Raw genomic sequence first — 12,998 nt, forward strand, 5'->3', positions numbered from 1 at the left:
GGCCGCTGGCCGTCAGGCCTTTGCCGCTGCGCTCGCCGAGCATGGCTCGGCGCTGCCTGCATCAGGCTGGCGGTGCGTCACGCAGCTCGCGGCGCAGGATCTTGCCGACGTTGGTCTTCGGCAGCTCCTTGCGGAACTCGACGATCCTGGGATGCTTGTAACCGGTCAGGTTGGCCCGCGCGTGTTCCTTCACCTGTTCGGCGGTGAGGTTCGGGTCCTTCTTGACGATCACCACCTTGACGATCTCGCCGGACTTCTCGTCCGGTACGCCGACCGCCGCCACTTCCAGCACGCCGGGCATCATCGCGATCACGTCCTCGACCTCGTTGGGATAGACGTTGAAGCCGGACACCAGGATCATGTCCTTCTTGCGATCGACGATGTAGCAGAAACCCTGCGCGTCCATCTTCGCCATGTCGCCGGTGTGCAGCCAGCCGTCGGCATCGATCGCCGCGGCGGTGTCTTCCGGACGCTGCCAGTAGCCCTTCATGACCTGCGGGCCCTTGATGCACAGCTCGCCCACTTCATCCAAGCCCAGCAGGTTGCCGTTGTCGTCCTTGATGCAGGCATCGGTGGACGGAATCGGCAGGCCGATCGACCCGTTGTACTCAGCCAGGGTCAGCGGGTTGATGCAGGCCGCCGGCGAGGTTTCGGTCAGGCCGTAAGCCTCTACCAGGGTGACGCCGGTGGTCTTCTTCCAGCGCTCGGCGACCGATCGCTGTACCGCCATGCCACCGCCCAGGGTGACCTTCAACGTGGAGAAATCCACTTCATCGAAACCGGGCGTGTTGAGCAGGCCATTGAACAGCGTGTTGACGCCGGTGATGGCGGTGAAGCGCACGCCCTTGAGCTCCTTGACGAAGCCTTTCATGTCGCGCGGATTGGTGATCAGGTGGTTGCAGCCGCCGAACTTCATGAAGACCAGGCCGTTCGCTGTCAGCGCGAAGATGTGGTACAGCGGCAGGGCCGTGATGATCCACTCCTTGCCCGGCTCCACGCCCGACGCGCCGATCCATGCCGACGCCTGCTGCATGTTGGCGACCAGGTTGCGGTTGGTCAGCATCGCGCCCTTGGCCACGCCGGTGGTGCCACCGGTGTACTGCAGGAAGGCGATGTCGTCGTGGTCGATCTCCACCTTCGGCAGGTCGTGGCGGCGGCCCAGCTTCAACGCCTGGGTGAAGCGCACCGCGCCCTTCAGGGTGTAGTTGGGGACCATCTTCTTGATGTACTTCAGCACGAAGTTGACGATCACGCCCTTGGCGCCGAGCAGATCGCCGAGCCCGGTGGTGATGACGTGCTTGACCTGCGTGTCGGCGATGACGGCCTGCACGGTGTCACCGAAGTTGTCCACCACCACCAGGGCGGTGACCCCGGCGTCGACCAGCTGGTGCTTCAGCTCGCGCGCGGTGTACAGCGGGTTGACGTTGACCACGGTGAGGCCGGCGCGCAGCACGCCGAAGGTGGCGATCGGGTACTGCAGGCAGTTGGGCATCATCAGGGCGACGCGGTCGCCCTTCTTCAGCTGCAGTTCGCCGAGCAGGTAGGCGGCGAACTGCTCGACCAGTGCGTCGGTCTCGCCATAGGTGAGCACCTTGCCGAAGCTGGAGTAGGCGGGACGATCCCGGTACTTGGCCACCGAGGCGTCGAAGACGGAGGAGACCGAGTGGAACTCATTGATGTCGATCTCGGCGGGCACGCCTTGCGGGTAACTCTGCAACCAGGGACGTTCCAGGCTCATCTTTCCCCCTCCAGGAAACTGTGATGTTTGGGTTGGTTCTGTAGCCAGTATCGGTCAGATCCAGCCGTGGCAGCATACCGTCCCGGATGGAAAACGCGAAGAGGCCCGCCGATGGCGGGCCTCTGGACTGATGATACGTAGCGCCGAGCGATGCTCGGCGAGCGCAGCGGCCGTTCTTTAGAGCGTGACGACCAACGGTCTTCACCCACCAGGCCGGGTCTTCACCCACCAGGCCAGGTCGTCACCCACCAGGCCAAGTCTTCACCCACCAAGCCAAGTCTTCACCCACCAGGCCGGGTCGTCACTACCTTACTTTTTGCGGGCCGGGGCGCCGTTGGCCTGGAAGTACGGGGCGGTGCTGCGCGGCAGCGGGGCGCGGCCGCGCAGCACGTCGGCCAGCTTCTCGGCCATCATGATGGTCGGGGCGTTGAGGTTGCCGGTCACTACCTGCGGCATGATCGAGGCGTCGATGATGCGCAGGCCTTCCATCCCGTGCACGCGGCCGTGGCCGTCGACCACCGCCATCGGGTCGGCGGCACTGCCCATCTTGTTCGAGCACGACGGATGGTAGGCGGTTTCGGCATGTTCGCGGACGAATGCGTCAATCTCCGCATCGGTGCGCAGCTGGCTGCCCGGGGAGATCTCGCGGCCGGTGTACGGCGCCAACGCCGGCTGGCCGAAGATCTCGCGGGTAATGCGGATGCCATCGCGGAACTCGCGCCAGTCCTGTTCATGGGACATGTAGTTGAACAGGATGCTCGGATGCACGCGCGGATCGGTCGAACGCACGTGGATGCGGCCCCGGCTGGGCGAGCGCATCGACCCCACGTGCATCTGGAAGCTGTGTTCCTTGATCGGGTTGGAGCCGTTGTAATTGATCGCCACCGGCAGGAAGTGGTACTGCAGGTTGGGCCAGGCGAATTCTTCGTTGCTGCGGATGAAACCGCCGCCTTCGAACTGGTTGCTGGCGCCGGTGCCGGTGCCGTTGAACAGCCATTCCGCACCGATCGCCGGCTGGTTGTACAACTTCAGTGCCGGGGCCAGCGAAACCGGTTTCTTGCACTCGTACTGCAGGTACATTTCCAGATGGTCCTGCAGGTTGGCGCCGACGCCGGGCAGGTCATGCAGCACCTCGATGCCGAGCCCGCGCAGCAGGTCGGCCGGGCCCACGCCGGAGCGCTGCAGCACCTGCGGGGAGGCGATGGCGCCGCCGCACAGCAGGACTTCGCGACGCGCACGCGCCTTCTGCGGTTCGTCGTTGCGCAGCCACGCCACGCCCACCGCACGCTTGCCGGAGAACAGGATGCGGTCGGTCAGCGCGTGGGTGACGATGGTCAGGTTCGGTCGCGCGCGCGCCTGGTCCAGGTAGCCGCGCGCGGTGCTCGAACGACGGCCGCGCGGGGTCACGGTGCGGTCCATCGGACCGAAGCCTTCCTGCTGGTAGCCGTTGAGGTCATCGGTGCGCGGGTAGCCGGCCTGCACGCCGGCTTCGATCATCGCCGCGAACAGTTCGTTGTTGCCGGCCTTCGGCGTGGTGACCTGCAGCGGGCCATCGCTGCCGTGGTAGTCGTTGCCGCCGATGTCGCGGGTTTCGGCCTTGCGGAAGTAGGGCAGGCAGTCGGCGTAGGTCCAGTCTTCCAGGCCCGGCATGCTGGCCCAGTTGTCATAGTCCATCGCGTTGCCGCGGATGTAGCACATGCCGTTGATCAGCGAGGAGCCGCCGAGGCCCTTGCCGCGTCCGCAGTCCATCCGCCGGTTGTTCATATGCGGCTCGGGATCGGTCTTGTAGGCCCAGTTGTAGCGCTTGCCCTGCAGCGGGAAGGCCAGCGCGGCCGGCATCTGGGTGCGGAAATCCAGGCGGTAATCCGGTCCGCCGGCCTCCAGCAGCAGCACGCTGACGTCGGCATCTTCGGTGAGGCGGGTGGCCAGTACGTTGCCGGCCGAACCGGCGCCGATGATGATGTAGTCGTACTCGTTGGGGGTGCTCATGGTCTTTGCTCCTGCAGGCCGGGCGGCGCGCGGTCGCGCCAGCTGGCGGTGTGTAGGGTGGCCGGGCGTGGGGGGAGGGACACGCCCGGCCGAACGACGGCCGCAAGGCCGATGCGTTCGGATCAGAAAATGCTGGCGTAGTCGCCCAGTTCCACCTGCACCGACTTGATGCGGGTGTAGTGGGCCAGGGTGGAGATGCCGTTCTCGCGACCCACGCCGGACTGCTTGTAACCGCCCACCGGCATTTCCGCCGGCGATTCGCCCCAGGTGTTGATCCAGCAGATGCCGGCTTCCAGGCGATGGATGATGCGGTGCGCACGGGCGATGTCATTGCTGACCACGCCGGCGGCGAGGCCGAAGTGGGTATCGTTGGCGCGGGCGATGACTTCTTCCTCATCGTCGTAGGCAAGGATGCTCATCACCGGCCCGAAGATCTCTTCGCGCACGATGGTCATGTCATCGCGGCAGTCGGAGAACACGGTCGGCAGGACGTAGGCGCCCTTGGCCAGCGCACCGTCGGTGGCACGCCCGCCGCCGGTCAGCAGGCGGGCACCTTCGCGCTTGCCGGTCTCGATCAGGCGCAGCACGTTGTCCATGTGCGCAAAGCTGGTCATCGGGCCGAAGTTGGTCTGTGCATCCTGCGGATCGCCGATGCGGATGCGCTTGACGCGCTCCACGACGGCCGCTTCGAAAGCCGCCAGCATGGCGCGCGGCACGAACACGCGGGTGCCGTTGGTGCACACCTGGCCGGAGCTGAAGAAATTGGCCATCACCGCGATGTCGGCGGCGCGTTCCAGCGCGGCATCGTCACAGATCACCAGCGGCGACTTGCCGCCCAGTTCCATGGTGACTTCCTTCAGCGAGGACGAGGCAGCCGATGCCATCACCTTCTTGCCGGTTTCCACGCCGCCGGTGAAGGAGATCTTCTCGATCAGCGGATGTTCGGTCAGCCACTGGCCCACGTCGCGGCCCGGGCCCTGCACCACGTTGAATACACCGTCCGGCACGCCGGCTTCGGTGTAGATCTTCGCCAGTTCGATGACAGTCAGCGGGGTCACTTCGGACGGCTTGAACACCATCGCATTGCCAGCTGCCAGCGCCGGGGCGGACTTCCACAGCGCGATCTGCACCGGGTAGTTCCATGCGCCGATACCGGCGACCACGCCCAGCGGCTCACGGCGGGTGTAGAAGAAGCTGGATTCGCGCAGCGGCACCTGGTTGCCTTCGATGGCGGTGGCCAGGCCGGCGTAGTACTCCAGCACGTCGGCACCGGTGACGATGTCCACCGTGGTGGTCTCGCTGAGCGCCTTGCCGGTGTCCAGGGTTTCCAGCTGCGCCAGCGCGTCGTTGCGTTCGCGCAGGATGTCCACGGCGCGGCGCAGGATGCGCGAACGTTCCATCGCGGTCATCGCCGCCCACACCTTCTGGCCTTCCGCGGCGCTGGCCACGGCGCGCTCGACGTCGGCCTGGTTGGCGATCTGCACCTCGGCGATCACCTCGCCGGTGGCCGGGTTGATGCTCTGGAAGGTCTTGCCGCTGGAGGCGTCGACCAGCTTGCCGTGGATGTAGAGCTGCTGCAGGGGCAGGGTGGACATGGGAACTCCTGGAAGGGGAAGGGGGAGAGGAGGGGAGCAGGCGTTCAAGCGCTTATAGCGCGTTTGCCTGTAACTGGAAGTCGATGTACGCGTAGGCGATGCGGCGTGCGTTGTCGGCGTTGAAGTCACCGCCGACCAGGCTGCCGCGCAGCCACAGGCCATCGACCATGGCGGCCAGCCCGCGGGCGGCCAGGGTGGCCTGTTCGCCAGGCAGAACGCGTTTGAACTGGTGGCACAGGTTCGAATACAGGCGCTGGTCGTTGGCGCGCTGCAGGCGGGCCAGTTCCGGCTGGTGCATGCTCGCTGCCCAGAAGGTCAGCCACACGCGCATGGCGGTGCCGTTGGTCTGGCTGTCGTCGAAGTTGCCATCGACGATGGCACGCAGCTGCGCGCGGGGATCGTCGGCGCAGGTGTCGCGGAAGCGCGCCACGGCGCTCTTCAACTCACGCAGGATCTGCCGCATGGCCGCATTGAGCAGCCCGTCCTTGTCGCCGAAATAGTGCGCCACGATGCCGGTGGACAGGCCGGCCTTGCGCGCGATGGTGGCCACCGTCGCGTCGGCCAGGCCGATCTCGTCGATGGTCTGGAAGGTGGCGCGGATCAGCTGTTCGCGGCGGACCGGCTCGATGCCTTTCTTCGGCATTGTCTCTCCATGCACTGCGACCGGGGGGTCCCGTGATGGCGACCACTATACTTTTTATTGATTGAACGTTCAATCATTAAAGGCGTAGGATGCGCTCGCGTCCCCACGCCCTGGTCCCGGTCCCTTCGATCCGGCCGGACCCTGCGCCCCCAGGATCGATGAGACAACAGCATGTCTTCCAAGGCTTCCTCCGCGCCGTCGCCGCTGCGACTGAACGGTTTCGTGTTCTTCAGCTCGGCCCTGTCCATCGGCGTGCTGGGCCTGCTCACCGTGCTCAACCCGCAGGCCAGCGAGCACTGGCTGCAGGTCGCGCAGGCGCAGGTGTCCGCTGCGTCGGCTGGTGGTACATGCTGCTGATCGTGGCCTGCCTGGGCTTCGTGCTGTGGCTGGCGTTCTCCCGCTACGGCAGCATCCGGCTGGGCCACAACGAAGAATCGCCTGCCTTCGCCTACGTGCCCTGGGTGTCGATGCTGTTCTCGGCCGGCATCGGCATCGCGTTGTTGTATTACGGCGCCTATGAGCCGCTGGACCACTTCCTGACCCCGCCGGGACAGCAGGGCGGCACGGTCGCGGCCAGTCGCGAGGCGATGGTGCTGACCTTCCTGCATTGGGGCCTGCACGGTTGGGCGTTGTACGCGCTGGTGGGTGTCGCTTTGGGCTACTTCGCCTACCGTCGCAACCTTCCGCTGGCACTGCGTTCGGCGCTTTACCCGGTCTTCGGTGAACGTATCCATGGCCGGATCGGCGACATGGTGGACGGCTTCGGCATCCTGGCGACGCTGGTGTCGATGGTGACCAACCTGGGCATCGGGGCGCTGGTGGTGCAGTCCGGGTTGAGCTACCTGTTCAACGTGCCCGACACGCCGCAGACGCTGGTGATGATCGTGCTGGTGATGATGGTGGTGGCCACCATCGGCGTGGTGGCCGGCGTGGAGAAAGGCATCGCCTGGCTGTCCAACCTCAACGTGCGCCTGCTGTGCCTGCTGCTGCTGTTCGTGCTGGTGACCGGGCCGACGCTGCACCTGCTTGATGGGCTGGTGCAGAACACCGGAGATTACCTGGCCTCGTTCGTGCGCAAGAGTTTCGACATCTACCTCAACCAGCCGGACGGCCGCGACTGGCTGGGCAGCTGGACGCTGTTCTACTGGGCCTGGTGGATCGCCTGGGCGCCGTTCGTGGGACTTTTCGTGGCGCGCATCTCGCGTGGGCGCACCATCCGCGAGGTGATCCTGGGCGTGCTGCTGATCCCGCTGGGCTTCACCTGGCGTGGCTGTCGATCTTCGGCAACACCGCCATCGACCTGGTGCTGAACCATGGCCAGGCGGTGCTTGGGGAGGTCGCCAAGGACGACGCGGCGATGACCCTGTTCAAACTGCTGGAGTACCTGCCGTGGGCCCCGTACGTGGCCGGTGCGGCGGTGGTGATCGGCTTCGTGCTGTTCCTGACCCCGGTGGATTCGGGCACGCTGATGATCGCCAACCTGTGCACGCGCCGCGTGGACGGTGGCGTGGAAGATGGCCATGACGCGCCTGTCTGGCTGCGGGTGTTCTGGGCGGTGGTGATCACCGTGGTCAGCATCGGCCTGCTGCTGGCCGGCAATTTCGGGGCCATGCAGACCGCGGTGGTGCTGTGCGGCCTGCCGTTCTCGTTCACCCTGGCGTTCTACATGGTGGGCCTGCTGCGCGCCCTGCGCACCGACCCGGACGCGCCCCACCGGCACTGAAGCGGGACGACCATGGGTCCGGTGGGTGACGACCGTTGGTCCGGTGGGTGGGTGGCGACCGTTGGTCCGGTGGGTGACGACCGTTGGTCGTCACGTTCTGGCGGCGCCGAGCCACGCTCGGCCGCTCCTGGGGTCCGGACTCCGACCCCCTTCAGGAAGCTGATCGCAACGCCGCTTCCACCAGCGGCACGGCCCAGTGCGGCGTCTGCCGCAGTTGCGCCAGGTCTTCGGCGGGCGGCCATTCCAGCTGTCCGCCTTCCATCTGCAGCACCCGCTGTGGATCCGGCACCGCTTCGCCGGGCGCGGCCTCTGTGCTGTTGTCATACACCTGCAGCGCGGCCAGCACCGGCATCAGGCCGATCAGATTCTGCTGCGCCAATGGCCAGCGGCGCCGGATATCGGCTTCGTTGATCGGGTGGCCACCGGCCTGCACCCGCGCCTTCACCCGCGCGATGTGCTGCTCCGGACTGGACAACCCGCAGAACCACATCAGCACATCGTGCGTGCGGGTGGCTTCGTGGAGCATCGCGGTGATCGAAGTGCCGCCCAGGGTGGTTTCGAAGGCATGGTTGCTGCCCTCGGCCAGGGCGGCCTGCAGGCGGCTGACGCCTTCCTGCCAGGCCTGTCCATTGGCCTCGGCCTGGCCGACGCCCAACTGGCGCACCAGCGCGCGGGCGTAGGTGTCCGGATTGAACCAGTCCAGTCCCGCCTCACGCAGCAGGTGGCCGCCGATGGAGCTCTTGCCGGCGCCGTTGACCCCGGCCAGCACGTACAGGAACGGGCGTGCCATCAGAAGCCGGAGCCGGCCTTGACCTTGCCGCCGAGGTGGGCAGGGCGACGCAGCAGGTCGCGTGCGCGCTGGCCGGCCTGGGCCTGCTGCAGCACGGCCAGGCGTTCGTCGAAGCCCTTGCGCAGTTCGGTCAGGGCGGGGGTCTGGTTGCGCAGTTCACCCAGCGATTGTTCCAGCGCTTCGACCTTGGCCTGCAGCGCGCGGTACTGGTCGGCGGAGATGATCACCGCCTGCGGTTCGTTGTGGTTGGTGACCACGACCATGCGCTGTTCGCGGACTTCCTGCATGACCTTGCGCCAGTGTTCCTTCACCGAGGACGCGGTGGTGCGGGTGAGTTCGGTGATCGGTTCGAAGGTGATCGGGGCGTGCAGCATGGCGGACTCCACAGGATGTGCCTTGTGGCTGAGATTACTCCTGTTTCGTCCTTATTATATGAATTGTCTAAAATAAGAATTAATCATTTTTCCGGGTGGCGCCTCGTAGCTGCGAGGGAGGGCGGTTGAAGCCCTTGCGCAGGACACGTCGTAAACCCATCCATGGGGCCTGCTTTCCGCCCATCCGGGGCTCCAAGCGTCCTGCGCAACCCGGCATCGCCGCCCCAGCGGAGGGAGAGGCAGGGGCAAAAGCAAAAGCAAAAGTAAAGGCGGGTGACGGGCATCGCCCGTCACCCGCCTTTTTCTTTTCATACGCGGCTGACGGGCACCGGAAACCGTCAGGGCGACGGGTGGGTGGAGGGTGCGGGGGCGTTGAGCGCCATGGATGGCGCGAAACGAGGCCCGCAGGAGCGGTTTTTGCCGTCCCCCGGACCCTCCACCCGCCCGTCGCCACCCCCGGAAACCAGCCCACCAGCCGCGAGAGGGCCCAGCCCGTTCGACCAGGCCCTACCTCTCAGCGCCCGGCCAACTGCCGCAGCACGTACTGCAGCAACCCACCGTGGCGGAAGTACTCCACTTCCTTCGGCGTCAACAGCATCACCGAAGCCTCGAAGGTCACCACCGTGCCATCGGCCTTCTTCGCGCTGACCGTCGCACGCTTGCTGGCGCCATCCTGCAGGCCGGTGATGTCGAACACCTCCGACCCATCCAGGCCCAGCGACTGCGCGTTCTCACCGTTGCGGAACTGCAGCGGCAGCACGCCCATGCCGACCAGGTTGGAGCGATGGATGCGCTCGAAGCTTTCCGCGATGACCGCCTTCACCCCCAACAGCAGGGTGCCCTTGGCGGCCCAGTCACGCGAAGAACCGGTGCCGTATTCCTTGCCGGCCAGCACCACCAGCGGTACGCCGTCGGCCTTGTACTTGATGGCCGCGTCGTAGATCGCCAGCTTCTCCGGTTCGCCGCCGCCGGCCGGGTAGTACAGCGTGTTGCCGCCTTCTTCGCCGCCGAACATCAGGTTCTTGATGCGGATATTGGCGAAGGTGCCGCGGACCATCACGTCATCGTTGCCACGACGGCTGCCGTAGCTGTTGAAGTCGGCCGGCTGCACGCCGCGCTCCTGCAGGAAGCGGCCAGCGGGCGATTCCTTCTTGATGTTGCCGGCCGGCGAGATATGGTCGGTGGTGATCGAATCACCGAACAGGCCCATCACCCGCGCCCCGTGCACGTCCTCGATGGTGCCGACCTGCATGGTCATGCCCTCGAAGTAGGGCGGGTTCTTGATGTAGGTGGACGCATCGTCCCACTCGTACAGGTCGCCGTCGGGCGAGGCGATGGTGTTCCAGCGCGAATCACCCTTGAACACGTCGGCGTAGTTCTGCTTGAACATCTCCGGCCCCAGGGTCGCGGCGATCACATCGCCGATCTCTTTGTTGCTCGGCCAGATGTCGCGCAGGAACACCGGCTGGCCATCGCTGCCGGTACCCAGCGGTTCGGTGGTCAGGTCGATGTCGGTGGTGCCGGCGATCGCGTAGGCCACCACCAGCGGCGGGCTGGCCAGGTAGTTCATCTTCACTTCGGGATGCACGCGGCCTTCGAAGTTGCGGTTGCCCGACAGCACCGAGGTCACCACCAGGTCGCCCTGCGCGATGCCGGCGCTGACTTCTGCCGGCAGCGGGCCGGAGTTGCCGATGCAGGTGGTGCAGCCGTAGCCCACCACGTAGAAGCCGAGCTTCTCCAGTTCGGTCAGTACGCCGGCTTTCTCCAGGTAATCGGTAACCACGCGCGAGCCCGGGCCGAGCGAGGTTTTCACCCACGGCTGCCGGTTGAGCCCGCGCGCGGCCGCGTTGCGGGCCAGCAGGCCGGCACCGATCATCACTGCCGGATTGGAGGTGTTGGTGCACGAGGTGATGGCTGCGATCACCACAGCGCCGTCCTTCAGCCGGAACGCCTTGCCATCCAGTTCCACGTCGGCCTGGCCCTTGGCCAGCTGCTCGTTGCCCACCGCCGTGCCGCCGCCTTCGTTGACGAAGGTGGAGACGTCCACGCCCTTCTTGTCACGGTTGGTGGTCAGCCCGACCAGTGCTTCGCGGTAATTGGCCTGAACCTCTTCCAGCAGCACGCGGTCCTGCGGGCGCTTCGGCCCGGCGAGCGACGGCTTTACCGTGCCCATGTCCAGCTCCAGGGTGGCGCTGTACTGGGCGTGCGCGGTATCGGCGTCGTGCCACAGGCCCTGCGCCTTGGCATAGGCTTCCACCAGCGCGATCTGCTCTTCCGGGCGACCGGACAGGCGCAGGTAGTTCAGCGATTCGTTATCGATCGGGAAGATGCCGCAGGTCGCGCCGTACTCCGGTGCCATGTTGCCGATCGTCGCGCGGTCAGCCAACGGCAGGTGCTGCAGGCCGTCGCCGAAGAACTCCACGAACTTGCCGACCACGCCGTGCCTGCGCAACATCTGGGTGACGGTCAGCACCAGGTCGGTGGCGGTGGCCCCTTCGGGCATCTGGCCGGTCAGCTTGAAACCAACCACCTGCGGGATCAGCATCGAAGAGGGCTGGCCGAGCATCGCCGCCTCCGCCTCGATACCGCCCACGCCCCAGCCCAGCACGCCGATACCATTGATCATGGTGGTGTGGCTGTCGGTGCCGAACACGGTATCCGGATAGGCGAGCTGGGTGCCGTCCTTGTCCACGGCCATCACCACGCGGGCCAGGTTTTCCAGGTTCACCTGGTGGACGATGCCGGTATTGGGCGGCACCACCTTGAAGTTGTCGAACGCCTTCTGGCCCCAGCGCAGGAAGCCGTAGCGTTCCTGGTTGCGCTGGAATTCGATCTTGCCGTTGAGGTCCAGCGCGTCGGGCTTGCCGAACACATCCACCTGCACCGAATGGTCGATGACCAGCTCGGAGGGGATCTGCGGGTTGATCTGCTCCGGGCTGCCGCCGAGCTTGACCACCGCATCGCGCATCGCCGCCAGGTCGACCACGCACGGCACACCGGTGAAGTCCTGCAGCACCACGCGCGCGGGCATGAAGGCGATCTCGGTTTCCGGCTCGGCCTTCGGGTCCCAGGTCGCTACCGCTTCGATGTGGTCCTTGCCCACGGTGACGCCGCCATCCTCGTGCCGGAGCAGGTTTTCCAGCAGGATCTTCATCGAATAGGGCAGGCGGGAAATATCGAAGCGCTGGCCCAGCTTGGGCAGGCTGAAGTAATCGTAGCGCTTGCCGCCGACGTCCAGCTGGCTGCGCGTGGAGAACGAATCACTCATTGCAGATGACTCCTTTGCGAATTGGCTTGCAACGGCCGCGCACCAGGCGCGCCTGCTTGCTCAGCGTGAAATCTTACACATTCAGATGTAGCGCCGATGTCATCACGGCCCAAAAACGGGACGGAGGGGATTAAGTCGTTTTCGGCCCCGTGTGTGCCTGAAACGACTTAATCCCCTCCGTCCCCTTTTTGAAAAGTATGTATAATTCGTACATACCGAAGAGGGCCTACCCATGGAAGCCACCGTAGCTGAACGCGGCCAGATCACCTTGCCCAAGGCAGTCCGCGATGCGCTGGGCCTGACCAAGGGCACCCAGCTGACCGTAGAGCTGGAAGGCGGCCGGATCATCCTGCGCAAGAGCGTGGATGACGCCATCTCGCGCGCCCGCGGCAAGTTCGCGCTGGATGGCTTCGACTCCACCGATGCGGCTGTGAAGGCCGTCCGTGACGAGCAGTAAGCCGGCCATGATCGCCGTTGATTCCCCGGTCCTGATCGAACTGCTCAGCAATGGCCCGCAGGCCGATGCGGTGGAGGCCTGCCTGCGGCAGTGCCTGGTCGGCGGCCGCGTGGTGGTCTGCGGGGCGACCCTGGCCGAAGTCTGCGCCGCGTTGCGCGGCGGGGCCGAGGTGCTGGAGGCGCTGGAAGAAATGGGCGTGCATTTCAACGCGATGGAAGCCAAATCGGCCCTGCGCGCCGGGGAGATGCAACGCCGCCACCGCCAGCGCGGCAATGAACGCCGCAGCCTGGACGGCTTCATGGTCGGGGCCCACGCGCTGTTGCAGTGCGACGGTCTGATCACCTGGAACGACGCGTTCTATCGGGATTATTTCAAGGGCCTGAAGCTGATCGTGCCGCAGGCCTGAGCCTTACCTTTTTAC

At 65.7% G+C, this 12,998-nt stretch carries 10 protein-coding genes and 1 pseudogene; 4 read left to right on the plus strand and 7 right to left on the minus strand.

The window, feature by feature from the left end; translation table 11 throughout:
• Positions 1-61 precede the first annotated feature (61 nt).
• From CXG43_RS09070 to betI, 4 genes are all read right to left on the minus strand, one after another.
• Positions 62-1,738 (minus strand): long-chain fatty acid--CoA ligase, encoded by a 1,677-nt coding sequence (locus CXG43_RS09070; RefSeq protein WP_101099678.1) that lies wholly within the window; start codon positions 1,736-1,738, stop codon positions 62-64.
• A gap of 309 nt (positions 1,739-2,047) precedes the next feature.
• The gene (gene betA, locus CXG43_RS09075; protein ID WP_101099679.1) at positions 2,048-3,727 is read right to left on the minus strand and encodes a choline dehydrogenase; all 1,680 of its coding nucleotides are present in this window, start codon (positions 3,725-3,727) and stop codon (positions 2,048-2,050) included.
• A gap of 122 nt (positions 3,728-3,849) precedes the next feature.
• Positions 3,850-5,322 (minus strand): betaine-aldehyde dehydrogenase, encoded by a 1,473-nt coding sequence (gene betB, locus CXG43_RS09080; protein ID WP_101099680.1) that lies wholly within the window; start codon positions 5,320-5,322, stop codon positions 3,850-3,852.
• A gap of 52 nt (positions 5,323-5,374) precedes the next feature.
• Positions 5,375-5,965, minus strand: a complete 591-nt coding sequence (gene betI, locus CXG43_RS09085; protein ID WP_042612801.1) for a transcriptional regulator BetI — start codon at positions 5,963-5,965, stop codon at positions 5,375-5,377.
• Positions 5,966-6,136: 171 nt separating this feature from the next.
• On the opposite strand from betI, the gene CXG43_RS19430 reads away from it, so the two are divergent.
• Positions 6,137-6,322: a hypothetical protein gene (locus tag CXG43_RS19430; RefSeq protein ID WP_232767704.1), complete on the plus strand. Its 186-nt coding sequence runs from the start codon at positions 6,137-6,139 to the stop codon at positions 6,320-6,322.
• Positions 6,313-7,688 (plus strand): annotated as a pseudogene (locus CXG43_RS09090) (BCCT family transporter). The gene CXG43_RS19430 and the pseudogene CXG43_RS09090 overlap by 10 nt, the downstream one beginning before the upstream one ends.
• 151 nt (positions 7,689-7,839) lie before the next feature.
• Here CXG43_RS09090 and CXG43_RS09095 read toward each other — a convergent pair.
• The 3 genes from CXG43_RS09095 to acnA form a co-directional block, all read right to left on the minus strand.
• The gene (locus CXG43_RS09095; protein ID WP_101099681.1) at positions 7,840-8,478 is read right to left on the minus strand and encodes a hypothetical protein; all 639 of its coding nucleotides are present in this window, start codon (positions 8,476-8,478) and stop codon (positions 7,840-7,842) included.
• Positions 8,478-8,852, minus strand: coding sequence for a type II toxin-antitoxin system prevent-host-death family antitoxin (locus CXG43_RS09100; RefSeq protein ID WP_101099682.1), 375 nt, complete (start codon positions 8,850-8,852; stop codon positions 8,478-8,480). Before CXG43_RS09100 ends, CXG43_RS09095 begins: the two co-directional genes overlap by 1 nt.
• A gap of 514 nt (positions 8,853-9,366) precedes the next feature.
• On the minus strand, positions 9,367-12,120 hold the full coding sequence (gene acnA, locus CXG43_RS09105) for an aconitate hydratase AcnA (protein ID WP_101099683.1): 2,754 nt from the start codon (positions 12,118-12,120) through the stop codon (positions 9,367-9,369).
• Positions 12,121-12,352: 232 nt separating this feature from the next.
• On the opposite strand from acnA, the gene CXG43_RS09110 reads away from it, so the two are divergent.
• The gene (locus CXG43_RS09110; protein WP_057687522.1) at positions 12,353-12,577 is read left to right on the plus strand and encodes an AbrB/MazE/SpoVT family DNA-binding domain-containing protein; all 225 of its coding nucleotides are present in this window, start codon (positions 12,353-12,355) and stop codon (positions 12,575-12,577) included.
• 7 nt (positions 12,578-12,584) lie between these two features.
• Positions 12,585-12,983, plus strand: a complete 399-nt coding sequence (locus CXG43_RS09115; RefSeq protein ID WP_101099684.1) for a type II toxin-antitoxin system VapC family toxin — start codon at positions 12,585-12,587, stop codon at positions 12,981-12,983.
• Positions 12,984-12,998: the final 15 nt, after the last annotated feature.

It is taken from the genome of Stenotrophomonas sp. Bg11-02 (assembly GCF_002836635.1).
In the GTDB taxonomy this organism is placed as follows: Bacteria; Pseudomonadota; Gammaproteobacteria; order Xanthomonadales; family Xanthomonadaceae; genus Stenotrophomonas; species Stenotrophomonas lacuserhaii.